This window comes from Seonamhaeicola sp. MEBiC01930 (assembly GCF_045277075.1).
Lineage (GTDB): Bacteria > Bacteroidota > Bacteroidia > Flavobacteriales > Flavobacteriaceae > Seonamhaeicola.
On record NZ_CP104270.1, the window covers coordinates 2,219,682 to 2,244,393 of the forward strand.

25 protein-coding genes are annotated in these 24,712 nt (G+C 32.9%); 14 read left to right on the top strand and 11 right to left on the bottom strand.

Going from position 1 to position 24,712, the window contains the following annotated elements; genetic code table 11:
• Nucleotides 1-263 precede the first annotated feature (263 nt).
• Complete coding sequence (locus tag N1F78_RS09660; RefSeq protein ID WP_406682952.1) at nt 264-983, top strand: TrmH family RNA methyltransferase; 720 nt, start codon at nt 264-266, stop codon at nt 981-983.
• Nucleotides 984-1,002: 19 nt separating this feature from the next.
• Here the strand turns inward: N1F78_RS09660 and N1F78_RS09665 are convergent, their stop codons facing one another.
• Complete coding sequence (locus N1F78_RS09665; protein ID WP_406682953.1) at nt 1,003-1,731, bottom strand: porin family protein; 729 nt, start codon at nt 1,729-1,731, stop codon at nt 1,003-1,005.
• A gap of 4 nt (nt 1,732-1,735) precedes the next feature.
• Nucleotides 1,736-2,461, bottom strand: coding sequence for a bifunctional demethylmenaquinone methyltransferase/2-methoxy-6-polyprenyl-1,4-benzoquinol methylase UbiE (gene ubiE, locus N1F78_RS09670; RefSeq protein WP_406682954.1), 726 nt, complete (start codon nt 2,459-2,461; stop codon nt 1,736-1,738).
• A 146-nt stretch (nt 2,462-2,607) separates the two neighbouring features.
• Between ubiE and trkA the strand changes: the two genes are divergently transcribed.
• From trkA to N1F78_RS09700, 6 genes are all read left to right on the top strand, one after another.
• A complete protein-coding gene (trkA, locus tag N1F78_RS09675; RefSeq protein ID WP_406682955.1) occupies nt 2,608-3,957 on the top strand; it encodes a Trk system potassium transporter TrkA in 1,350 nt (449 codons plus the stop codon).
• Nucleotides 3,958-3,969: 12 nt separating this feature from the next.
• Complete coding sequence (locus N1F78_RS09680) at nt 3,970-5,463, top strand: TrkH family potassium uptake protein (RefSeq protein ID WP_406682956.1); 1,494 nt, start codon at nt 3,970-3,972, stop codon at nt 5,461-5,463.
• 83 nt (nt 5,464-5,546) lie between these two features.
• Complete coding sequence (locus tag N1F78_RS09685) at nt 5,547-5,765, top strand: hypothetical protein (RefSeq protein WP_406682957.1); 219 nt, start codon at nt 5,547-5,549, stop codon at nt 5,763-5,765.
• Nucleotides 5,766-6,027: 262 nt separating this feature from the next.
• The gene (locus tag N1F78_RS09690) at nt 6,028-6,294 is read left to right on the top strand and encodes a hypothetical protein (RefSeq protein ID WP_406682958.1); all 267 of its coding nucleotides are present in this window, start codon (nt 6,028-6,030) and stop codon (nt 6,292-6,294) included.
• An 11-nt stretch (nt 6,295-6,305) separates the two neighbouring features.
• Nucleotides 6,306-6,572: a hypothetical protein gene (locus N1F78_RS09695; protein WP_406682959.1), complete on the top strand. Its 267-nt coding sequence runs from the start codon at nt 6,306-6,308 to the stop codon at nt 6,570-6,572.
• Nucleotides 6,573-6,634: 62 nt separating this feature from the next.
• Nucleotides 6,635-6,850 carry a hypothetical protein gene (locus tag N1F78_RS09700; protein ID WP_406682960.1) on the top strand — a complete coding sequence of 72 codons (216 nt, stop codon included), beginning with the start codon at nt 6,635-6,637 and terminating at the stop codon, nt 6,848-6,850.
• 47 nt (nt 6,851-6,897) lie between these two features.
• Here N1F78_RS09700 and N1F78_RS09705 read toward each other — a convergent pair whose 3' ends face one another.
• Nucleotides 6,898-8,082, bottom strand: coding sequence for a pyridoxal phosphate-dependent aminotransferase (locus N1F78_RS09705; protein WP_406682961.1), 1,185 nt, complete (start codon nt 8,080-8,082; stop codon nt 6,898-6,900).
• Nucleotides 8,083-8,115: 33 nt separating this feature from the next.
• Nucleotides 8,116-9,216 (bottom strand): fatty acid desaturase family protein, encoded by a 1,101-nt coding sequence (locus tag N1F78_RS09710; RefSeq protein ID WP_406682962.1) that lies wholly within the window; start codon nt 9,214-9,216, stop codon nt 8,116-8,118.
• A 135-nt stretch (nt 9,217-9,351) separates the two neighbouring features.
• Here N1F78_RS09710 and rsmG point away from each other — a divergent pair, with 135 nt between their 5' ends.
• Nucleotides 9,352-9,981 (top strand): 16S rRNA (guanine(527)-N(7))-methyltransferase RsmG, encoded by a 630-nt coding sequence (gene rsmG / locus N1F78_RS09715; protein WP_406682963.1) that lies wholly within the window; start codon nt 9,352-9,354, stop codon nt 9,979-9,981.
• Here rsmG and N1F78_RS09720 read toward each other — a convergent pair.
• The 5 genes from N1F78_RS09720 to pruA all read right to left on the bottom strand — a co-directional run bounded on the left by N1F78_RS09720 (nt 9,978) and on the right by pruA (nt 16,886).
• Complete coding sequence (locus N1F78_RS09720) at nt 9,978-10,940, bottom strand: tetratricopeptide repeat protein (protein WP_406682964.1); 963 nt, start codon at nt 10,938-10,940, stop codon at nt 9,978-9,980. The two genes, rsmG and N1F78_RS09720, sit on opposite strands and share 4 nt — an antisense overlap.
• A gap of 97 nt (nt 10,941-11,037) precedes the next feature.
• Nucleotides 11,038-12,288, bottom strand: coding sequence for an RNA polymerase sigma factor (locus N1F78_RS09725; protein ID WP_406682965.1), 1,251 nt, complete (start codon nt 12,286-12,288; stop codon nt 11,038-11,040).
• A complete protein-coding gene (locus N1F78_RS09730) occupies nt 12,289-12,636 on the bottom strand; it encodes a YciI family protein (RefSeq protein WP_406682966.1) in 348 nt (115 codons plus the stop codon).
• A gap of 68 nt (nt 12,637-12,704) precedes the next feature.
• Nucleotides 12,705-15,128 carry a CehA/McbA family metallohydrolase gene (locus N1F78_RS09735; protein ID WP_406682967.1) on the bottom strand — a complete coding sequence of 808 codons (2,424 nt, stop codon included), beginning with the start codon at nt 15,126-15,128 and terminating at the stop codon, nt 12,705-12,707.
• Nucleotides 15,129-15,257: 129 nt separating this feature from the next.
• Nucleotides 15,258-16,886 (bottom strand): L-glutamate gamma-semialdehyde dehydrogenase, encoded by a 1,629-nt coding sequence (pruA, locus tag N1F78_RS09740; RefSeq protein ID WP_406682968.1) that lies wholly within the window; start codon nt 16,884-16,886, stop codon nt 15,258-15,260.
• A gap of 262 nt (nt 16,887-17,148) precedes the next feature.
• Here pruA and N1F78_RS09745 point away from each other — a divergent pair, with 262 nt between their 5' ends.
• Entirely contained in the window at nt 17,149-17,874 is a 726-nt protein-coding gene (locus tag N1F78_RS09745) for an NRDE family protein (RefSeq protein WP_406682969.1), read from the top strand.
• Entirely contained in the window at nt 17,867-18,874 is a 1,008-nt protein-coding gene (locus N1F78_RS09750) for a DUF6695 family protein (RefSeq protein ID WP_406682970.1), read from the top strand. The genes N1F78_RS09745 and N1F78_RS09750 overlap by 8 nt, the downstream gene beginning before the upstream one ends.
• Here the strand turns inward: N1F78_RS09750 and apaG are convergent.
• Complete coding sequence (gene apaG, locus N1F78_RS09755) at nt 18,855-19,241, bottom strand: Co2+/Mg2+ efflux protein ApaG (RefSeq protein WP_406682971.1); 387 nt, start codon at nt 19,239-19,241, stop codon at nt 18,855-18,857. The genes N1F78_RS09750 and apaG overlap by 20 nt on opposite strands.
• 85 nt (nt 19,242-19,326) lie before the next feature.
• On the bottom strand, nt 19,327-20,577 hold the full coding sequence (locus tag N1F78_RS09760; RefSeq protein ID WP_406682972.1) for a DUF5103 domain-containing protein: 1,251 nt from the start codon (nt 20,575-20,577) through the stop codon (nt 19,327-19,329).
• 156 nt (nt 20,578-20,733) lie between these two features.
• On the opposite strand from N1F78_RS09760, the gene N1F78_RS09765 reads away from it, so the two are divergent.
• Genes N1F78_RS09765 through N1F78_RS09780 form a run of 4 tightly spaced genes read left to right on the top strand, consistent with a single transcriptional unit; the run spans nt 20,734 to nt 24,701 of the window.
• The gene (locus N1F78_RS09765; RefSeq protein WP_406682973.1) at nt 20,734-22,089 is read left to right on the top strand and encodes a Na(+)-translocating NADH-quinone reductase subunit A; all 1,356 of its coding nucleotides are present in this window, start codon (nt 20,734-20,736) and stop codon (nt 22,087-22,089) included.
• Nucleotides 22,089-23,297 carry an NADH:ubiquinone reductase (Na(+)-transporting) subunit B gene (locus N1F78_RS09770; RefSeq protein ID WP_406682974.1) on the top strand — a complete coding sequence of 403 codons (1,209 nt, stop codon included), beginning with the start codon at nt 22,089-22,091 and terminating at the stop codon, nt 23,295-23,297. Before N1F78_RS09765 ends, N1F78_RS09770 begins: the two co-directional genes overlap by 1 nt.
• Nucleotides 23,298-23,300: 3 nt before the next feature.
• Nucleotides 23,301-24,050, top strand: coding sequence for a Na(+)-translocating NADH-quinone reductase subunit C (locus N1F78_RS09775; RefSeq protein WP_406682975.1), 750 nt, complete (start codon nt 23,301-23,303; stop codon nt 24,048-24,050).
• A 3-nt stretch (nt 24,051-24,053) separates the two neighbouring features.
• Nucleotides 24,054-24,701: an NADH:ubiquinone reductase (Na(+)-transporting) subunit D gene (locus N1F78_RS09780; RefSeq protein WP_406682976.1), complete on the top strand. Its 648-nt coding sequence runs from the start codon at nt 24,054-24,056 to the stop codon at nt 24,699-24,701.
• Nucleotides 24,702-24,712 lie beyond the last annotated feature (11 nt).

Here is a 24,712-nt window from a genome sequence, read left to right on the forward strand (position 1 = left end):
AATATTTTGGAGCGTAGCTTTTTCAAATGAAATTACTATTTATACAGTTTGGATTTTTTAGAATTAGTGTTATTTGAAATCAGCTCAAAAATACACTATTTCATTTGTTTAATATTTTTTGAATTCTGATTTTTTTTAAAAAGAACTCATTTTGCAATACATATAAGATTTTACTAGTTCTTAAAATAAATTAATTAAATCTTAGATTGTTAAATCATATAATTTCTTTTCTTTATACAAAAAAAGAGAACTACGGTATATTTATGTTGTCTAAGAATCAGATAAAATTAATAACGAGCTTAAAACAAAAAAAATATAGGTTACAGCATGGTCTTTTTGTTGTTGAAGGTGTTAAAACAATAAAAGAACTACTCCAGTCTAGTCTAAACCTTCATGCTTTATATACGGTTGAAACCTTCAATATTGATGCCAAAGAGGAGGTTATAGTATCTAATTCAGATTTAAAAAGAATAAGTTTTTTAAAAACACCCAATAAGGCCGTGGCTATTTTTAAAATTCCAAAGTCCAAGGTTATAGCTGAGTCTGGTTTAATTATAGCTATAGATGATGTTAGAGATCCTGGAAATTTAGGAACCATTATCAGACTTTGTGATTGGTTTGGAATTAATGATTTGGTTTGTAGTAAAGAAACGGTAGATTGTTATAATCCAAAGGTAATTCAAGCAACTATGGGTTCTATAACTAGAGTGAATATTTCCTATGTTGATTTGGTGGAGTTTTTAAATAATTCATCATTAACTACTTTTGGAGCTTTTATGGAGGGTGAAAATGTTTACAAAACAGGGCTTCCAACAAAAGGAGTGATAATTTTGGGTAATGAAGCTAATGGTGTCTCACAGGAGGTTGAAGCTTTAATTAACAAAAAGATTTCAATTCCTAGATTTGGAAATCTTCAAGATGCAGAAAGTTTAAACGTGGCAACCGCTACGGCTATTTTACTAAGCGAATTTAAAAGAAGGTAAGAAAGGATTAGAGGTAGTTCTACTGAAATGTGAAATTTATAAAAACACCTCGGGTTTTCATACTATTGATATTACTTGTCCAAGGGCTTATGGGGTCTTTATCTCTAATCAACTCATCATTAATACCAAATAAACCTCTGATTGAGGGAGTAAACTTAAAATTGTATAAGTACAAATCTATACCGAATCCAAGTTCGTAAAAAATAGAATTTTTAGTAGTTCTAAATTGTCCACTGCTATTGTCCTCAGGGTTAGTTTCGTTACTTGAAAGGTTAAGTGCTGTGGAAAACCCTCCTACAATAAATGGTTTGAAATTATTTATTCTTTTAGTAGAAATTTTTAATAATATGGGGAGGTGAATGTATGTGGATTTAACTTCCCTAAGTAAATCATTCTCAGATGCAGAAGTATTAGAAAAGTTTGATTCACCATAATGCAGTTTTCTGTTAGTTATTAGTAAACCTGGTTCTAGCCTTAAATCCAAAAAACTATTAATTCTTAAGTTTCCAATTAAACCAACATTAAAACCAGGAGATCTTTCTACATAAATATCTCTTAAATTTTCATTGTAATCAAAATTGAAATCATATTGGCTGAACCCTAAAAAATAACCCCAGCGTAATAAATTGTTATCAGTAGAGCCTCTTCCTTGATTAGCGTCATAGCTTACCTTTTCCTTTTTAAAAAGCTGAGCATTAGATGTTTGTAAAACAAATAAAAACGATATTAATGTGAAAAAGTATTTCATTTTATTACTTAGACGATTTGTAAATGGTTGCAACTCCAAAAGTCTGCGGAAAATCTTCAACATTAATAAACCCAATTTTACGCAAAATATTGTTTAGAGCCTCACCATATGGAAAAACGGATGCTGATTCACTTAAATATTTATAAGCACTTCTGTCCTTAGAAAATACTTTACCAATAAGTGGTAAAATATTTTTGCTATAAAAATTATAACCTTGTTTGAACGGAGATTTTGTGGGAATAGAGGTTTCTAAAATAATAAAAGTACCACTCGGTTTAAGTACCCTGTAAATTTCTTTTAAACCATTTTCTAATGTTTCAAAGTTTCTCACTCCAAAGGCTACTGTAACGGCATCAAAAGTATTGTCGTCAAATGGTATATTTTCACTATCGCCCCAAACCATTTCAATTTTAGAATCTAAACCTTTCTTTTTTACTTTTTCTTTGCCAACCTCCAACATGCCAGTACTTATGTCTAACCCAACAATTCTAGAAGCCTTTGTTTCTGCCAAATTAATTGCTAAATCACCTGTGCCTGTGGCAATATCTAAAATAGATTCAGGGTTTGTGTCTTTAACAAGATTCACTACTTTTTTTCTCCATTTAACGTCAATTCCAAAAGAAATTACTCGGTTTAATCCGTCGTAATCGCCTGAAATATTATCAAACATTTTGGTGACTTGTTCCTTTTTACCTAAGTCGCTGTCTTTGTACGGTTTTATTTTTGACAAACTAATATTTTTGGCAAACCTACATAAATTATTTCGACTTTGAAAAATGAAAAAGGAATACCTAATCAAATATTATAATACTCTAATTTAATGTGGTAATATGTATTTTATAGTATATTTGTTATACTTTTTATGATTAATCAGAAATGAAAATAATTATTGCTGGAGCTGGTGAAGTTGGATTTCATTTGGCTAAATTATTGTCTTACGAATCTCAAGAAATTACCCTTATTGATCCTAATAAAAAAAGTTTATCTTATGCTGATTCACAATTGGATATTAGAGTAGTTAAAGGAGATGCTACTTCAATTGCAGTGTTAAAAGAGGCTAGGGTTCATAATACAGATTTATTTATTGCCGTAACTTCAAGTGAACCAACTAATATCACAGTAAGTGTGTTGGCAAAACAGCTTGGTGCAAAAAAAACTATAGCTAGAATATCTAATACTGAATTTATTACCCATAAAGATGAGTTAGGATTTGTTAATTTAGGAGTTGATGAATTAATTTCACCGGAAGCCCTGGCGGCTTCTGAGATTGAATTGTCTTTAAAACAATCTTCTTTTAACGAAAACTATGAGTTTGAAGATGGTGCTTTAACCATGGCTGGTTTAACGTTGTCTAGGACAGCTTCCTTTGTTGGGAAAACGGTTAAAGAAGCGGCTCAAATTTTTCCTGAGATTCACTTTGTTCCAATAGCTATTCAAAGGTTTGGTACTCAATACACTATAATTCCTAGAGGAAATACCAAATTTAAAAGAGGAGACAATGTTGTTTTTGTGACTTCAGAAGGAGGTGCCGATGAATTATGTCGTCTTACAGGAAAGACGAATATGGAAATAAAGAATGTCATGATTCTAGGTGGCACTAGAATTGCCTATAAAACTGCTCGAGATTTAAGCGAAAAAGGATTGAATGTTAAGCTTCTTGAAGGAAATAGAGATAGAGCTTTTGAAATAGCAGAAGAACTTACCAAAGTGTTAGTAATTAATAGTGACGGTAGGAATGTAGATATGTTAGATGAAGAGAATATTAGTGATATGGATGCATTTATTGCTGTAGGACCTAATTCAGAAACTAATATCATGTCTTGTTTGGTGGCTAAATCAAAAGAGGTTAAGAAAACAATTGCTCTGGTTGAAAACATGGATTATTTTGATTTATCTCATTCTATAGGAATTGATACTTTGATTAATAAGAAGTTGTTGGCGGCAAACAATATTTTTAGATACATTCGTAGAGGAGAGGTTGTTGCTATGACTAAACTAAGTAACTTAAATGCTGAGTTATTGGAGTTTGAGGTTAAAGAAACTTCTGCAGTTTGTAATAAAACCATTAGGTCAATAGATTTTCCTAGATCAGCCATTATTGGTGGAGTTATTAGAGATGGAGTTGGTATGATTGCCTTAGGAAGTTTTGAAATACAAAAAGGAGATAGGGTTGTGGTTTGTTGCTTGCTTAAATCTATTAAGCGAGTTGAAAAATTATTTCTTTAGAAAAGCTGCTCAATGAAACTTAATTATAAAATCATTTTTCATTTTTTAGGACTATTGCTCTTGTTTAACGGCGGGTTCATGTTATTGTCTGCTCTAGTAAGCTTTTTGTATAAAGATGGAGTGACCACGCAATTGCTATTGGCTGGAATAATAACCTTGGTCTTAGGTGTGATAGGGATGGTTTTTACTCGAAAACATAAAAAAGAAATCAATAAGCGTGAGGGGTATGTAGTTGTTACTTTTGGTTGGATAATTATGTCTCTCTCAGGAACTTTGCCATATATATTAACTCAGAGTATTCCCGGTTTTACCAATGCTTTTTTTGAAACCATGTCTGGTTATACTACTACTGGTGCCTCCATTTTAAATGATATAGAGATAGTGCCCAAAGGTGTTTTGTTTTGGCGCAGTCTAACACATTGGATAGGAGGAATGGGTATTATTGTTTTGGCAATTGCCATATTACCTTTACTAGGAATTGGAGGAATGCAGCTTTTTGCAGCTGAAGCTCCCGGGCCTAGTGGAGATAAGTTGCACCCAAGAATAACAGATACGGCTAAAAGATTGTGGTTAATATACTTTGGTTATACCGCAGCAGAAACTATACTTCTACAAGTGGCTGGTATGTCGTTTTTTGATGCAATTAATCATGCGTTGTGTACCTTGTCAACTGGTGGTTTTTCAACAAAAAATGCCAGTGTTGCTTATTGGAATGATAACCCCCTAATTCAATACATTATTATATTTTTTATGTTCCTAGCAGGAACTAATTTTGTGTTGAGTTATTTTGCCTTCAAGGGGAAAGTTCAAAAAATAATTCAAGATGAAGAGTTTAAACTTTACTTTAAGTTTATAGCTGTTTTTACTATAATAGCTGCAGTGATTATTTATTTTAGGGCAGATGTAAGTACGTCTTCTGTTTCACATCCAATGGTTTTAGGAGAGGGTGAAAGTGCTTTTAGACATGCTTTATTTCAGGTCTTGGCAATTATTACAACTACAGGTTTTGTAACCGCAGACTATACTATGTGGACATCCTTTTTAATGGTTTTCTTTTTTGGGCTCATGTTTTTGGGTGGTTCTGCTGGAAGTACTTCTGGAGGAGTTAAAGTGGTGCGGCATTTAATATTGATTAAAAATGGTTTTTTAGAATTTAAACGTACACTACACCCCAATGCTATAGTTCCAGTTAGATACAATAATAAAGCAATTAACAGGTTTATTGTATTCAATGTTTTGGCATTTTTTATTCTTTATATGCTTTCTTTTATTATTGGTGGCTTAGTATTCTCAATGTTTGATATTGATTTCAAATCTGCCATAGGTTTATCTGCATCAACATTAGGCAATGTAGGACCTGCTTTAGGTGATTTTGGACCAGTTAATAATTATGCACCATTGCCGCCGTTAGCAAAATGGTGGGCTTCATTTTTAATGCTTATTGGACGTTTAGAACTCTTTACCGTACTTATTTTGTTTACACCATTCTTTTGGCGAAACAGGTAGTTTTAGTTTGATTTTTAATTAGTTAGTGTAACAAAGTTAGTTGTTGTACGTCGTAAATGTATAAACTATTAAAATCATCAATCATGGAAACAGTATTTACAGAATTAGATTTAGAATCAGAAGGAATTTTAAATTCGTCTTACAAAAAAGTTGTAAAACATAGCTTTAACAACATAAATTCTCGTTCACTTTTCGGTATTAAGAATCGTGTTAAAACTAGGCAATATCAATTAATTTCAGGTATGGCTAACGTATTAAGAGTTTGTGTGTTTGCAGCAATTCTAATAACTATTTTTTCTTAGAAAACTATTTTTTTTGGTGTTCCCTGTTCTGTAAAACAGGGTAGGCTTTCCATTATATCTTTTTTTGTACTGAACTTGTTTTAGTGCCCTATCAAACTATTCGGCTTTACTTTATTAAGAATTCTAACCGTAAATTTTATTTTGTACAAAAAGGGTGTCATTGTAATCGCTAATGCAGGTACTCATTTCGTGTAGATATAGTGTAACATTTCAGACTTATTAGCTACTTATATATCAAAGCTTCAGTTCAAATTTTAAAATTATGGGACTTGGTTCAATTCAATATGCAATTACATCTTTTAAGTATAATAGAAGCTTATTATCTAAAAGAGATAGACTAAAAAACAGGCTTTATGGAAAGCAAAAGGTCAAACTAAGATTTAAAGTGTCTAATGCAACATCTTATCAATTAAATGTTCTTAAAAATAAGGTGTTTTTAGAGAATAAAATAATTAGGAGAAAACAAATTGTTGTTTTGATTGTGTTTAGGGTAATTTTAGTTTCAACTTTTGTTTATTTAATCATATAAAAATCAAAACTATGGGTGGAGAGGGTTCTGCAATGGCTGCCAATACTTCGTTAAAGAATAATAGAAGTATGTTGAAAAAGAGAAAAGGAAAATCTTCTTTAGGAGTAAGCTATGCTGGTGTGGAACTGAAAGAGTTTCCTAATGTAACTGAAGACCAATTGATAGAAATAAAAGAGAAGCTTCAGAAGCAAAATAGAAGGACTAAAGGGAAGCAAGTTATATTGTTTATTATTCTATTGGTTGCACTCATTTTAGGATTTTTATATTTAACTAAGTAAATCTTTAGGTTATGCCATTTGCCGAGTCTATGATGAGTGCGTTGAGGAGTAATAAGAATATTATGCTCGATAAATCCAGACGATTTAGAAAATTTGAGGGTAGTTACGATTGGTCTAAAAATCAACTTAAAAATCTGCCAAAAGCATCGAAAGATGAGTTAGACGAAATTAGAGAACATATCCAGAAAGAAAATAGGAAATCTAGAATAAAACAATGGGCAATCTTCTCATCTATTTTTATAATTCTCTTTGCGGTCTTTATATATTTAATTCACTAAAAAAGCCACTATAAAAGTGGCTTTTTTTAAAATATGTTAGAAGCTTATTAGCTTACTGCTTCTTTAATTCTTTTAATTGCTTCAATAATTTGTTCTTGAGAAGCTGCATAAGAAATTCTTATACAATCTGGATTTCCGAAAGCTTCACCAGTAACTGTTGCAACAAGAGCTTCTTCTAAAAGATATAAAGAAAAGTCAGTAGCGTTATTTATTGTTTTTCCTCTTAATGTTTTTCCAAAGAAATAGGATACGTTAGGGAACACATAAAAAGCACCATCAGGCACATTTGATTTAAATCCTTCAATATCATTCAATAACCCTAATATTAAATCACGACGCTCTTTAAACTCATTTATCATATATTCAACACGCTCAGGAGATTCATTACATGCAGTAATTACGGCACGTTGTGCAATACAGTTGGCCCCGCTTGTTGCTTGTCCTTGAAGTTTATTACAGGCACGAGCAATTTTTTCAGGAGCACCTATGTAACCAATACGCCACCCTGTCATTGCAAATGCTTTAGATACCCCATTTACCGTAATGGTTCTATCATACATAGCTTCAAATTCGGCAATACTTGTATGTCCCTGTCCGTAATTGATGTGTTCATATATCTCATCTGAAACCACGTAAATATCTGGGTGCTTTTCTAATACATTTACTAAAGCTTGTAATTCTTCTTTACTGTAAACAGAACCACTAGGGTTACAAGGAGAACTCAACCACATCATTTTGGTTTTTGGCGTGATGGCCGCTTCTAATTGGTCAGCTGTCATTTTAAAGTTTGTGTCAATTGAAGTTTTAACCTCAACTGGAACACCGCCAAATAGTTTTACAATATCAGAATAACTTACCCAATATGGACATGGCAATACCACTTCGTCGCCATCATTAATCATAACACCAGCAATATTAAACAGAGCCTGTTTAGCACCTGTAGATACCACTATTTGAGATGGCTTATAAGTTAAGTTATTATCACGTTGAAACTTTGTAATAATAGCTTCTTTTAACTCAGCATAACCATCAACAGGGGTGTATGAATTATAATTATCATTAATAGCTTTAATAGCAGCTTCTTTAATAAAATCTGGTGTGTTAAAATCTGGTTCTCCAAGACTTAATCCAATAATATCTTTTCCTTCCCCTCTAAGTTCTCTGGCTTTAGCTGCCATAGCTAAAGTTGCAGACGTTGACATGTTTAATATTCTGTCAGATAGTAAGCTCATTTTATTTTATTATTTAAAAGGTAAATTAAGTTTTTAGGCAAAACTAGGTTTTTGCCCAAGTGCTTTTAGTTGATTGTAGTGCTCAGCTACAGCTTTCCAAAAAGTATTATACTCATTATAAGGTAAGCTGAATTCTTGAGCTGTTTCTTTAACTATTTTTGCTATTTTTTTGTAGTGTATGTGACTAATATTTGCAAATAAATGATGTTCTACCTGTCTGTTCAATCCACCCGTGTAAAATCCAACAATCCAACTTTTAGGAGAAAAGTTTGAGGTGGTAAATAATTGATGAATAGCCCAAGTATTTTTCATATTACCATTTTCGTCTGGAAGTGGCATTTCAGTATTAGGCATTACATGTGCCAATTGAAAAATAACACTTAAAATAATTCCGGCTGTATAATGCATAATAAAGAACCCTAATAGCACTTGCCACCAAGTAAATCCTAATGCAAGTGGTAACACAACCCATAAAGCATAATACACTATTTTTCCAATAACAAGTTTTGTCCATTGTGTAGCTGGGTTTGGAAATTTTCCGTAAGCCAATTTTCTTTTAAGATATTGATAGGTTTGAATGAAATCTGTTGTAATAGCCCAATTTGCTGTTAAAAGCCCATACAAGAAGAATGCATAATATTTTTGGTATTTATGGAACCTAAACCATTTGGCATGTTTTGAAAACCTGATAATTCTTCCAGCATCAATATCTTCATCATGACCTTGAATGTTTGTATAAGTATGATGCAATACATTATGTTGTACTTTCCAGTTGTAATCATTTCCAGCTAAAATATAGATACTACTCCCCATTAACTTATTAACCCACTTCTTGCTAGAAAAAGAACCGTGGTTAGCATCATGCATAACGTTCATTCCTACTCCAGCCATCCCAATACCTACTATAACCATAAGAAAGGCCTGTGCCCAACCAGGTATGCCTTCTTTAAGTGTTAAGATTAAAACTACAGGGACTATTAGTAAACTAAACATTACAATAGCTTTAGTGTATAATTTCCAATTTCCTGTGCGCTTTAAGTTATTTTCTTTGAAATAATTGTTCACTCTTTTGTTTAAAGTTTTAAAAAACTTTGCAGAGTCAACCCTAGAAAATGTAAGTGCTTGTTTTGTCATGCTATTAATTTTTTGCCGTAAAATCTGGTTTAAACTTTACAACGGGCAAAGATAGGTATAAACCAGCTTAAGTAATAACGTTTTTTTGTAAAAATATGCATATAAAAAGCATATTTTTGTTGAAAATTTAACAGAATGGATCTCATCTTAAAATATTTTCCAAACCTTTCCGAAGATCAGATTTCGAAATTTGAAATGTTAGAAAGATTGTATCAAGACTGGAATTTAAAGATAAATGTGGTGTCACGTAAAGATATTGACGAACTATATTTAAGACATGTTTTACATTCTTTGGCAATATCAAAATTGGTTACTTTTAAAGATGGTACGAAGATAATGGATGTTGGTACCGGTGGCGGCTTTCCAGGGATTCCTTTAGCTATTTTATTTCCTGAATGCCAATTTCATTTGGTTGATAGTATTGCTAAAAAATTAAAGGTAGTAAACGAAGTTGTTGAGGGACTTGGTTTAACCAATGTGAAAACAACCCATAGTAGGGTGGAGGAAATTAATGATACTTATGATTTTATTGTAAGTAGAGCAGTTGCTGCTATGCCTACTTTTGTACATTGGGTAAAGGGGAAAATACTTAAAAAACAACACCATGATTTAAAAAATGGTATCCTGTATTTGAAAGGAGGTGATTTAGAAGAAGAGCTTAAAACTTACACTACTGCAAAAATCTATAATTTGTCTGATTATTATTCAGAAGACTTCTTTGAAACTAAAAAACTAGTTCATTTACCTCTTAAATTTAAAGGTTAATCTAAATTGTTTTCTAGTTCTTTTATGTTGTTTATGAAGAAATAATAATGATTTTGATACCAATAGGTGTTCTCATATAAATCAGGTGATTTTAAATTTCCGTCTGGATTTAGAATTTCATTGGTTTTATTCAAATAACCCTTTGAACTATTAAGGTTGTTAAGTTTATAATAGCATAAGGTTAAGCCTATAAGGGCATCAAAATCTACCGGATCTAATTTTAGGGCATTATTGAAGTCAATAATTGCTTTTTCATATTTACCTAAAAGTAAAAATGAGGCCCCTCGATAAAAATGAGCAAAGGTATTATTGCCGTTAAAACGTAATGAATTTGTTAAATCCTTATTTGCTTTTTTGTAATACCTAATATCTAAATAGAAGGCTCCTCTGTTGTAATAAGAATTAGCATTTGGTGCAATCATTATAGCTAAAGAATAATCATTTAAAGCTTTTTTGTAACTTTCAATAGCCTTATAGGAGGCGGCTCTGTGCATATATACTTTAGAGAAATTTGGAACTATTTTTAAGATTTTAGTAAAATCATTAATAGCTCCATTAAAATCTTCTAAATCATATTTCACGCATGCTAAACTATAAAGTGCATCAATAAAACCAGGGTCAAGTTCAAAGGCTTTGGCGTAATCATTTCTAGCTCCAATAAAATCCTTCATGCTAAATCTAGAATTTCCTCTATTGAAAAAGGTGTCAGCATCTGGTTTTGATAGGATTATTTTAGAATAATCTATTATAGCGCCACTATAATCCCCTAAGTCATTTTTAGAAACAGCCCTAAGAAAATAAGCGTCCAAATGAGATGGGTCTAATGTGATGGCTTGATTAAGAATAGCGATTTTTTCATTTAAATCAACAGTTCTTAAGGCTTTTCTGTAAAGTTTATTTGCTTGACCAAAGGTAAGTATTGGTAAAACAATAAATAAAATAAGTAATTTTTTTCTCATGCAATTTATAGCCACAAATAATATGCCGTTATGTTATAACGGATAGGAAAGATAATTATTTTTTTTTCAAAAGAAAGAAATAAGGTGTTAAAAGAAATTATGAGTTTTTGGAGTAAAATAACTTTGTTTTCTTTTTCAATAAATATTTTTTTTCAAGTGAATTGTTAACGGAATTTAATGCCAAATCAATGTGGGTTAATGCGCTTTTTAAATTGTTTGTTGCGGCATAATAATCAGATAAGGCTCCAAAATAGAGGTATGATCTAGTTTCGAAATCTTGCGGTTTTAATTTGTCAAAATAGCTTTTTGCTTTTTTATAATCTTTATTTTGTAAACAAACTACCGCCATTGTAAGAAGGGTTGTAGGCATTGGTTGAAGAGCGTTTAGTTGTTTGTACCAATACAGGATTTTATCCCAATTGGTATCTTCAAATTTGGTAGCTCGTAAATGTTCTGCCGCAATAGCAGCTTCATAATGATAGAATGAAAACCTGTTAGTTTCAACGGCTATGTTCATCATTGCATTACCTAATTTAATTAGAGGTAAATACCATTTGCTTCTATCTTGATTTTTTAAATCTAGCAACTCATTTTCTGTACTGGTTTTACTTTCAAGTCTGGAAGAATGAAAATACATTAAAGCACATAAGGCGTATACGTCAGGTGTTTTAGTTAAAGTGTTTTTTAATAATAGCTGAGCTAACCTTATAGCTTCTCCGCAAAGTTCTTTTCTAACTAATATTTCTTTTTTGTTTGAATGAAATCCTTCATTAAAGATTAGATAAAGTACCTCCATCACAATTTCTTGTCTCTTTGGAAGTGCTTTTCCGTGTGGGATTTCAAATTTCAAATTTGATTTTAGAATGGCTTTTCGTGCTCTTGTTAATCGTTTTTTTATTGTGTCTTCTTTGGAAAGTAAAGCGGATGATATTTCTTTAGTACTAAAACCAGAAACTGTTTTTAAAGCGAATGCAATTTGATCTCTTGAATCTAATTTAGGGTTACAGGCTGTGAAAATCATTCTAAGTTGAGCGTCTTCAATTTCAGAGTCTAAAAAAAGGTCGTTTATAGCAATAGAGCTCGTTCCCTGATTAATGTTTGGGAGGTGTTTTTGTTCTGTTTTTAGTTTTCTAAAAATATCTAGAACTCTGTTTTTTGCAGCTTTAGTTAACCAAGCTTCTGGGTTTTCTGGTTGTTGAGTTCTCCAGCTTTGTGTTGCTTTTATAAATGTATCTTGTACTGCATCTTCAATAATATTAAGATGTTTTAGACCAAAAATACGAGTTAAAATAGAAACCATCTTTCCGCTATGGTGGCGGAAAAGATGGTCAATAAGTTTAGCATCCATTTATTGCTCAAATACCATGATTTCACGAATCTCTACAGTGCCTCCTAAATCGTAATCTGGGTAATCTTCGGCAATTTTCTGAACGGCATCAAAATCTGTAGATTCAACAATATAATAGCCGCCAACAATTTCCTTTACCTCAGCTGAGGTTAAATCTGTAACTGTTCTGTTTTCACCAACTACACGTCTTATTTGTGGTGTTAATGCATTGCCACCACGTAAAACACCAGCTTTTTCCATTTTATCATTCCAAGCAAACCATTTGCCCATTCTTGTTTGTAATTCTTCTGGAGATATGCCTAAATCTGCGTAATCTGCTCCAACAAAAATCATCATAAATTCTTTCATAATTGTATGTTTTAAGGTTTATATTGTTAAGACGTTTGCTAATTAACTTTTGGAGACACTTTTTGATATTAATTTTCAATTATATTTAATAAGTGTTCTCTTGCTTTGTTGAAATGAGATAATAGTTTTGGAATAGGATTGCTTTTGTAACCCGCTTTTAAGCGTTCTTCAGAAAGATTAAGTAGTTTTAGTAATTCTTTAGCTGCTAGTTTTTTTATTTCAGGGTTAGTGCTTCCAATGTAATTAATCCAAATAGGGCTCGTTTCAGCATAGGGGTAGCTATCCATTAGAGGCCATTCAACAGCTCCTCCAGATACTCTAGCGGAAACCCAGCCTCCAGAAGGAATATCTATAGAGCCTTTAAATAATTTACTGCCAACTTTGTCATTTCCTTTTTTAGTCCAAACAACATTTCCATTAACAAAAATTTCTACTTTATCATATGCTATGGGAGAATGTACGTTTAATGTCCATTTTGCCCTTGATTTTTTAGAGTTGACAATCTCACCAGGTATTTTATTATTCACCGTAAACTCAATAAGCGGGCCAGTGGTAACAAAACTTCTTCCTTTTTTTAAGGCATCAAGATAACTTTCAATAGACAAGGGTAATTCTGGTTTTACATAAACTCTTGCAGATCCAATGGCCATGGTTCTGTATAAATCGTTCATGACATCACTACCGGCAGATATTTTTAAAGGCACGCCAATATTTAATATTTTATGCCAAACAGAAGCGGTTCCAATTTCATCAGACCACAAACAACCAATTTCAATAATATCAGCCTCACCTAATACGCAATCTGCTATAAGTTCAACAGGAACGCGTCTTGTTCCATTTTCATCAAAAGGGTCTCTAATACTTACGGGGTGCACATATCCGCCCAAAGCATTTTGATTTCTAGCAAACCTTAGTGGTTCTGCATTTAAGCGGTCATCATTACCATAAATATCATAGTAAGGTCCCCAAACCCACGGCCAATAGAGTTCTTTGGTGCCTAGTAGTCCTAGATGACCTAGAAAATGAGAGCGCACCTCTTGGCCAAATTGAATAAATGGCTCTTCTTTTCTATTCCAATTCCAAAGGTTTTGCTGTAAAAATCTTTGCCCAAGATTAGCTAAAAGGGGGAATGCTACATCTAAATCTTCTGCCTTTAAATCTAATACAATATCATCAGGGTCAAGTTGACTAGTACCGCCATAATTAATGTGGAAATGATTGTCTCCAGAATACCAACCATTGGCGTTTGCATTCCATATACTTGATAAGTCTATTACCGCTGTTTGATTATTTTGATTTAGTTGTACTTTTTTTTGTGTTTTTACAGTTGTAAAGCCTTGAACAGCTGTAATAGTAACCTCGCCAAGTGGTGCTTCAACAGAGATTTGTCCTGGTGAATAAAAGAAAACCATTCCATTTTGTCCGTCTGAATGAACAATTCCTGATTCGGGAATAATTGGATGTCCAGAAGAGTCTGTAATATTTATTCTTACCGGGGCTTCAGATTTGTCAACCTGACTTAATATTTTAAGGGTTCCTGTTGGTAATTTCCAATCCCAAGTTTTTGGGTTTAAGGTTTCAGGTATTCCTCCGTTAATACTAATTCGTTTTAATTCTGATCTTTCCTCTTTATTAAATTCAGAATAGTATACCCATTTGCCGTTGTAACTAAATTTAGGCATTAATGGTAAGCCTTTGCTTTTAGTAAGTAATAAAGTGCTTTTTGGAATTTGCACGTCAAGAAGTCTTAATTCATAATCATCATCTCTTGGCCATGTGTAAACTAAGGTTTTATTATCTGATGAAAGAGAAAATGAAGCTTGAGATGTAAAATTTTCTTCTGCCAAAGGTTTTGAGGTGTTTTCGTTTAAATTCAATAACTCAATAGAATCATAAGAAAACCCCATTTTTTTAAGATAAATTAAAGTTTGTTCAGAATTAAATGAAATTGGCAGACGCTCCAATGTTTTAGAATTGGTGATAAGTTTTTTTTCTTTGCTTGATAATATAAATTGCCAAATATCAATAGAACCGTTTTCTGCTGAAGCATAATAAATTGATTTGCCATCTGGAGAAAAAATAGGGTCAAGGTCTAATGATTTAGTGTTAATAATTTCAGTTTCTTCATTCGAAATTAAATCTAGAACCATGATTTTGGTATCACTACTGTTATCTCTCACAAATACTATTTTATTGCCGCTAGGAGCCCAATTGGGACTTGAGTCCACGCCTGGTGATGAGGTTATTTGTTTGGCATTAAGTGAATTTAGGGGCATTAACCATAACCACCCTTTTGCTGAAAAAATAACTTCGTTATTAGTAGGTGATGGTGATGGGTAGGTTGGACCAGCATTTAAAATAGGTAATTCATAACCTTCTAAATAAACATGATGACCAAAACCGTCTACTTTAGGGTATCTATTAGTCCATTGACTATAACCTAAGTGGTAACAAAAAAAGAATAAAACAGTAATTATGGTAAATCTTTTCATAAGAATTATGGTGTGGTTTGATTACTAAGGTAAGAAGATTTATAAAGAAGTTTAGCTTTGTCTAAACCGATTTAAAATTAAAAAAGCTCCATCAAAATAGATAGAGCCTTGTATTATATTCAAATATTATTATTCTCCCAAAAACGGATATCTATAATCTGTTGGGGTTACAAATGTTTCTTTTATCATTCTAGGTGAAACCCAACGTAATAAGTTTTGTGCACTTCCTGCTTTATCATTAGTTCCTGATGCTCTAGCTCCTCCAAATGGTTGTTGTCCTACAACCGCTCCTGTAGGTTTATCATTAATATAGAAATTTCCTGCCGCATTTTGTAAAGCTTCTGTAGCTTGGGTTGCTGCGTATCTGTCTGTAGAAAGTATAGCACCTGTTAAAGCGTATTCGCTAGTTTCATCCACAAGTTTTAAAGTTTCAGCATAATAATCCTCGTCATACACATAAATGGTGATTATTGGACCAAACAATTCTGTACACATAGTGGTGTATTTTGGGTTAGAAGTTACAATAACAGTTGGCTCAATAAAGTAGCCTTTGCTCTTATCATAACCTCCTCCTACAATAATTTCAGCATCATCATCAATTTTAGCTTGGTCAATATATTTCGCCAATTTATCAAAAGACCCTTCGTGAATAACCGCTGTAATGAAGTTGCTCATATCTTCAGGAGATCCTATTTTAAATGAGTTAACATCTTCAATTACATAATTCTTAACATCTTCCCATAAACTCTGTGGAATATAAGCTCTAGATGCAGCACTACATTTTTGTCCTTGGAATTCAAATGCACCACGTACAATAGCAGTACCTACTTGTTTAGCGTTTGCCGATTTATGAGCAACTATGAAATCTTTTCCACCAGTTTCACCAACAATTCTTGGGTAGGTTTTATAGTTGTGAATATTGTTTCCTATTTGTTTCCAAAGTTCTTTAAAGATGAACGTTGAACCTGTAAAGTGTAGTCCAGAAAAATCAGGACTTGCCATAACGGTATTTGTAATCATTACAGGGTCACCAAAAACAACGTTAATAACACCGGCAGGCACACCAGCTTCTTTAAATACATCCATAATAACCTTTGCAGAATATATCTGACTATCACTAGGTTTCCAAACCACAACATTACCCATTAATGCCATACAAGCAGGAAGATTACCTGCAATAGCTGTAAAGTTAAATGGTGTTACCGCATATGTGAAACCCTCTAAAGGCCTGTATTCAATACGGTTCCATGCATCACTGGTGCTTTCTGGTTGTTCCGCATAAATATCCGTCATAAACTGAACATTAAAACGTAAAAAATCTATTAATTCACATGCTGAATCAATTTCAGCCTGATGAATAGTTTTAGACTGTGCTATCATGGTGGCAGCGTTAATCTTTGCTCTATAAGGTCCAGCAATTAATTCTGCCGCACGCAAAAAGATGCCTGCGCGTTGCTCCCAAGGTATTTGAGACCAAGTTTTTCTGGCTTCTAAAGCGGTTGCAATGGCATCATCAATATGAGATTGTTCTGCTAAATGATAGGTTCCAACAACTTGTTGATGGTCATGTGGTGGTGACATGGTTCGGGTGTTCCCAGTTTCAACATCCACTCCGTTTATATATAAAGGCACGTCAATTTTACTGTTAAACATGTCCTTATAAGCTTGCAAAACAGCTTCTCTTTCAGGAGAACCTGGAGCATAACTTTTAACCGGTTCATTGACCGCAATGGGTACATTAAAAAAGCCTTTTCCCATGATTTGTGTCTTTTTGTTAAAAAATATTCAGTGAATAAGGTACAAATCTAAGAATATTAAAATTATTATTTGTATTATAAATCTATAAAGTGGTATTAAATTTTATCTTATTCTGACTATATGGTTTTAAAATAGAATGTAATATTAAAAATAAGGAACAATTCGTTGTTTTGTAGTCTTGAAGTTAGAATCTGTGAAATGGATTTTCTTCTAATTATGAATTTTTTGTAAGTTGGCACTTTGTAATTAGACTACATCTTTCATGTGTACTGTAACAATTTTTCCTAAAAACAATAATGGTTTTGTATTAACATCCAACAGAGATGAGGCTCCTAATAGAGTATCTGTTGTTCCTGAGTTTTATAATGTTGACAATGTAAAAACTTTATTTCCTAAAGATGAACAGTCTGGAGGTACATGGATTGGTGTAAGTGAAAAAAACCGATTGATTTGTGTGTTGAATGGAGGCTTCAAACTTCATGAACGTAAAGCTGCATACCGAAAAAGTAGAGGTGTGGTTGCCAAAGATTTCATGGTTTCAACTAGTATACTTTCTACTATTAAGGTTTATGATTTAGAGGGGATTGAACCTTTTACAATGGTGATTGCCGATTGGGATAGAGATTTGCAATTCATTGAATTGGTTTGGGATGGGATTGAAAAACATGTATCTGAATTACCGTTAGAACCTAAATTATGGTCGTCAACTACATTATATAATGAAGATATGAAAGCGGAGCGCCAACAATGGTTTAAAGAGTTTAAGACAGAAAATGAATTGAATGCTAAGTCTATAATGGCATTTCATAAAGAAGGTGGCGGTAATAATAAAGATTACGGAGTTGTAATGAATAGAGGATTTGTGAAAACTACTAGCATCACCCAAGTTGAAAAACAAGGAGATTTTATAGGTATGTCATATGAAAATCTACATGACGGAACCCTAGCTAACAAAAGGTTTAGTTTACAGCAAATAGTTAATGGATAATACAGGAATAATTTTAACACTTGCATATCCGGAAACAATAGTTATGGTTTCTGAAGAGTGGTTTTCTCCTTATTTACGATTTTTAGGCGTAGGTAAGAAAAACTATTTACGTGCGGGTCATGCAGCGCTAGTACTTATAGATAAAGAAACGGGGGTTTTAGAGTATCATGATTTTGGACGTTATATTACGCCCGAACCTACAGGGCGTGTTCGTGGGCGTGATACCGATAATGAACTTCATTTTCCAATAAAGGCCGAGATTGAAAACGATGAAATAAAAAATTTAAATGATATTTTAGAATTTTTAGCTACACATCCAAAATTAACTCATGGTGATGGCAAGTTAGTAGCTTCAGTTTGTCATACTATTGATTATAAAAAAGCAAGAACACATATAACTGGAATGCAGGAAAAGCATTTTATAAGGTATGCGGCTTTTATAAAAGAGGCGTGTAACTGTGCACGTTTTGTAACCGACAGTTTAATTGCTTCTGTTACTGATAAGGAAATTAAAGAACGTCTTGTGAAATCTAAATGGTTTACTCCAAGTACTGTTGGAAATGTATTGTTGGCTGACGCTAGAAATTATTCATACGAAGTTTCTGAAACTGGAGAAATATCAAAATTTACAGGTTCACAGAAAAGTGAAAATATTCGTTGTTTTTTAGATAAGCTAAGAGGTCATAGAGTTAATTTGGTAGGGACTTTAGAACCAAAACACAACGATGAAGTAAATGAAAATGGACAATGGCTTTCTGGTATTGCTGCTGGAGCTTGGTTTGAATTGCATCCAACAGATAACGAATTAGTTTACCGTTTTAGACGAATTTCTCCATACGGTAATATAGATGTTGATGCCATTTATAAAGTTCAGAATCATGGATTTGTATTTCAAGAAAGCTATGAATTTGTGCATTACTCAAATTGTAAATTCTTTCATGTAAAACAGAGTGGGGTTGTTTTTAGGTTTGAACGGGTAATTAATTCACAGCAAAAGTAGCGCTAAGTTTAAATAGAGGAATATCCACATTAAACTTCTCGGTTGTAGTGAAATTTACCATACTATAATAACCTTGCATAGCTCCAAATGGCGAAGTTAATAAGCAGCCAGAAGTATAAGTGTGAGATTCACCAGGTTTTAAAACCGGTTTTTTGCCAATAACACCCTCGCCATCTACAATTTCTTCGTTGTTTAGGGCGTCCATAATTTCCCAATGGCGGGATTGCAATTGTACAGAATCCTTACTTTGGTTTTCTATGGTTATCTTATAACCAAAAGCATACTGTATTTTATAGTTTTTATAAAATGAGCCTTCAAAAGAGGTTTCAACCGAAATCTTTATACCTTTTGTTACTTGTTCAACCATGTTTTATATTGATATACAATACTTTTAAAGGACAAAAGTAACATTTTTTAATAGCTGCCTTAAAAAAAATAGTTAAAATGCCAGTTTAATTGCTGATATTAACAGAACTAGCCTCTCCTAAGCCAATAATTTTGTCGTAACGCCCACCCAAATCTCTATAATACACTAATACTTTATAATTATTTTCGGTTTGGTAGAAGTTTCCGCTAATAATACCTTCGTTAATAGTATCATTATCTACGGTTACATATTTGTAGTTGTAGAATCCTTGCTTCAATAATAAAGCACCGGTATAAATTCCTCTTGCAGAATCATAAATCATTTTATTGTTTTCGTTTAGGTTGTAATTGTTGTAATTACCATAAATAAATACCGATTTGTTTGTATCAAAATCTGGATTAGGCTTAAACGAGAAATGTACCCAAACATAATCTGATTCTATACTTGGGTTACTAGCATCAATATTTGTGATTAGATAGTTTCCGTTAATATCTGGGTTATAAGTGTAAGGGGTATTGCTTCGCTGAATATTTGTAAATAAATAGTTGTGATATAGGTCTTTTAAGTCAATGCGTTGAACGCCGTTGCTGGCTGCTCTAATATCTTTGTTTTCAAAATACAAATACTCATTACCACCCCAAAAACTAGACTCTGTATCATATCTGTAAATTAGTTGATTACCCGTGGTATATTGCGGTTTTAAATTTGATAAAGCCGAGTTTAGGTTGTTGTTTTGTACTATTACTGTTTTTACCGTTTGCATAGGGTTGTTTAATTGTATGCCGTTAGGTGCTATAACAATGTCTACACGCTGTTTTTCTTGGATATACTGAATATCCCTAGATCGTTTTATACTCACACCAACGGTTGTTTTGTCTTCGTAAATCATAAATTTCCTAGAGAAAACAAGCTCATCATAACTATTGTAAATACTAATTAAATAGTTGCCAGATTTTTTTAAACCTCTTGTAAATTGATTAGGAATGGTTAGCTTATAATGTGAATAGATTTGAAGCGTATTATATGAGTTTTCATAAGTTCTGATGCGTTGGTTATCAAATCCGTTTAAATATTCAGATTTAGCTAAAACAGAAGGAGACCAATCAAAATTGCAGTGTTGAATTTTGTAGTAGTAATCATCTTCATTTCCATTCAAAGCATCAAATTCTAAAACAAGATTCTCGTTAATTCTTAGTACAGGCAATTGTGTTTCTGGTGTGTTTCCTTTAAAATTTATGGTTTTGATGTAATTTGGCGGATTTATTTCATTTAACTGAGAATAGCCATAAAATATAGAAAACATTAAAATTAAAAATGGAATAAATTTTCTAGACATAGAATTGCTTGTTTTGGATAAATATAAACAAATTTGATGCCTAAAATGAGACTTCCGTAATTTCAATCAAATTTCTACGTATTTTTTTGTGTAAACTGCATTTTAAATTTGTATTTTTGCCCCGATTTTTAGACAAATAATTTCAATAAAAAAAATATGTCAAACGACATTCGCATTAAAAAAGGTCTAGACATAAACCTTAAGGGTGCAGCTGAAAAAACGTTAGATACGGCTATAGTAAGCAACTTTTGTACCATTAGACCTGAAGACTTCCACGGCGTTATTCCTAAATTGATTTTAAAAGTTGGAGCTAAAGTAAAAGCAGGTGAAACTGTTTTTTATGATAAGTCCGATGAAAATGTAAAATATGTTTCTCCTGTTTCGGGTGAAATAGCGGAAATTGTACGTGGTGAAAAAAGAAGAATTTTAGCTATTAAAATTCTTGCAGATAAGACACAAGCTTACCAAGACAATGGTAAGTTTGATTTAAACACGGCAAAAGCTGAAGATGTTAAAGCACATTTACTAGCTTCAGGTTGTTGGCCGTTTGTAAAACAACGTCCGTATGATGTTGTTGCGAACCCAGATAAAACTCCAAAAGCCATTTTTGTTTCTGGATATGCAAGTGCACCATTAGCAGCAGATTTAGACTTTACACTTCAAGGTAAAGAGGCAGAGTTACAAGCAGCTATAAGTGCCTTAGGGAAACTTACTGAGGGTGCTGTTCATGTTTCCGTTGGCAAAAAATCTAATTCGCCATTGGCTTCAATTGCAGGTGTAACTATACATAAGGTTTCTGGTCCGCATCCATCAGGTAATGTAGGTACATTAATAAACAAGGTTGATCCTATTAATAAGGGTGAAGTTGTTTGGACAGTTAGTCCTCAAGACTTGGTTATTATTGGAGAATTATTATTAACAGGAAAGTTTAATGCAGAACGTATTGTGGCTTTAGTAGGGTCATCAATAGAGGCTCCAAGATATTTTACAACTAAGATTGGTAGTGAAATTTCTACTATGGTTTATGATAAAGGTATACCAAAAGATGCAAATGCAAGAATTATTTCTGGTAATGTTTTGAGTGGTAAAGAAATAGGGCCAGATGGAGAACTTGACTATTACAGTAATGTTGTGTCAGTAATCCCTGAAGGGGATGATTATGAGCTTTTTGGTTGGAATAAACCAATTTTTAATAAAATTTCTACTTCAAGAGCTTTAACTTTTTCTTGGTTAAATCCTAAAAAGGAGTACGATTTAAATACTAATACAAATGGTGAACACCGAGCATTTGTTGTTACAGGTGGTTATGAAGAAGTATTTCCTTTAGATATTTATCCATTACAAATATTAAAAGCTTGTATGTATAAGGATTTAGATGAAATGGAAGCTTTAGGGATGTATGAAGTTGCGCCAGAAGATTTTGCATTAACAGAATTTGTTTGCGTGTCTAAACAGCCACATCAAAAAATAATAAGAGAAGGTTTAGACTTAATGCTTAAAGAGATAGGATAATGGGTTTAAAAAGAAAATTACATATTTTAAAGCGTAGGTATAGAGGTACTAAAATGGCACCAGCATTTAATGCCATTCATACTTTTTTATTCTTACCAGATGAGACTACGCATGGAGGAACACATATAAAAGCTGCTGATGACCTGAAGCGTACCATGAATACGGTTATTATGGCCATGGTACCATGTTTAATATTTGGAATGTTCAATGCGGGGTATCAGCACTATTTAGCTATTGGTGATATTGAAGCAGTTTCAGCAGGTTTTTTAAGTGCTGAATTTTGGACTCTTGATAATTTTTTAGTTGGTCTAGTAAAGATATTACCTTTAGTAGTAGTATCATATGGTGTTGGTTTAGCTATAGAATTTTTGTTTGCCGTAATCAAGAAGCACGAAGTTGAGGAAGGATATTTAGTTACAGGAATGTTAGTGCCTTTAATTGTACCAGTTGATATTCCACTTTGGATGTTAGCAGTGGCAGTTGCCTTTGGTGTAGTAATAGGTAAAGAAGTGTTTGGAGGTACAGGAATGAATATTTTAAATCCTGCATTAACTATTAGAGCATTTTTATTCTTTGCTTATCCTACTTGGATGTCTGGAGATAAAGTTTGGGTTCATGAAGCCGTAGAAAGAGCGGGTACGCCTGATGCTATTTCTGGAGAAACCATATTGGGTAGTTTAGCACAGAACAATGTTGTTGATCATAGTGTCATGGATATGTTCTTAGGATTTATACCTGGATCAGTTGGTGAAACATCTACCTTATTAATATTGTTAGGAGGTTTATTTTTAATCTTCACCAAAATAGGAAGTTGGAGAATCATGCTATCGTCATGTTTAGGTGCTATAGTTATGGGGCTAATCTTTAACTGGGTAGTTGATGCTGGTGTTATTACTGAAAGTAGTAAGTTTTATGGCTTAATGAATACAAAGTTTTGGCATCATTTATTAATAGGTGGATTTGCTTTTGGTACTGTGTTTATGGCAACAGATCCTGTTACAGCATCACAAACTAATAAAGGAAAATGGATTTACGGATTCTTAGTAGGGTTTATTTCAATTATGATACGCGTATTTAATCCAGCATATCCAGAAGGTGTAATGTTAGCAATACTATTAATGAATGTATTTGCACCAACTATAGATCACTATGTGGTACAAGGAAATGTTAAGAAAAGAATGAAACGTTTAAAAGCTAAAACTGCTTAAGCCATGAGTAATAAAACAGATTCAAATGTGTATACAGTACTATTTGCCATCGGGATGGTGGTAGTAGTAGGTGCTTTACTTGCGTTTGTGGCTTCATCATTAAGACCGAAAATTGATGAAAATAAGCGAATTGAAAAGCAACAAAATATCCTTTATGCAATGGGGGTTAATGAAAACGACGAGAGTAGTGCCGTTTTTGTTGCTGATGCCATTGTAGGAGATGAGTTTAAAAAATATATTACTAAACAATTAGTAATTACTGAAGGAACTAAGGCGGTAGAAGATGACCAAGCTTACTTAATTGATGTTAAGAAAGAGCAGTCTAACGCTAAAGAAGGTATTGAAAGGAGACTGCCATTATTTATTGGTGAGAAAGAAGGTAAAACGTATTACGTTGCACCAATTAGAGGTAAAGGACTATGGGATGCCGTTTGGGCATATGTTGCAATGGACGATAATATGGTTGTACAAGGTGCGTATTTTGACCATAAAGGTGAAACGGCTGGTTTAGGTGCAAACATTAAAGAGCGTTTCTTTATGGATGACTTCATAGGTGAAAACTTAAAAGATGCTTCTGGAAATTTTGCAGGAATTGCAATTTCTAAAAGTAATGGAGATCCCTTAAATAATGATAAAACGGATAATGAGGTAGATGCTATAGCGGGAGCAACTATTACTGGTGATGGTGTTGCGGCTATGATTAAGTCTGAACTTAAGTTGTACGTACCTTATTTTAACACTTTAAATAACTAATCAATGGGACTATTATCAAAAAAAGATCAAAAGTTAATATTAGATCCTTTAGCAGATGACAATCCAATTACAATTCAGGTACTTGGTATTTGTTCAGCATTAGCAATTACAGCGCAATTAAAAGCGTCAATTGTAATGACTATATCTGTAATCTTTGTATTAGGATTGGGTAATGTGGTAATTTCTTTAATTAGAAATATTATCCCATCAAAAATTAGAATTATAGTACAGCTAACTGTAGTTGCTGCTTTGGTAATTATTGTAGATCAGGTATTAAAAGCATTCTCTTATCAGTTAAGTAAGGAGTTAGGTGCTTTTATTGGGTTAATTATTACTAACTGTATTATTATGGGGCGTTTTGAAGCCTTTGCTTTAGGAAACGGACCTTGGAAATCATTCCTTGATGGCGTAGGAAATGCATTAGGTTATGGGGTTATTCTTATTATCGTAGGATTTTTTAGAGAGTTGCTCGGATCAGGAACTTTATTAGGTTTTAAAGTATTAGGAGATCCTATTGCAAAAACGGGTTTATATGCTACGGGATATGAGAATAACGGTTTTATGTTATTAGCGCCAATGGCATTAATAGTTGTAGGAATAATTATTTGGGTACAACGTACTAGAAATAAAGCATTAGTAGAAGACCACTAGAAAGAATATAT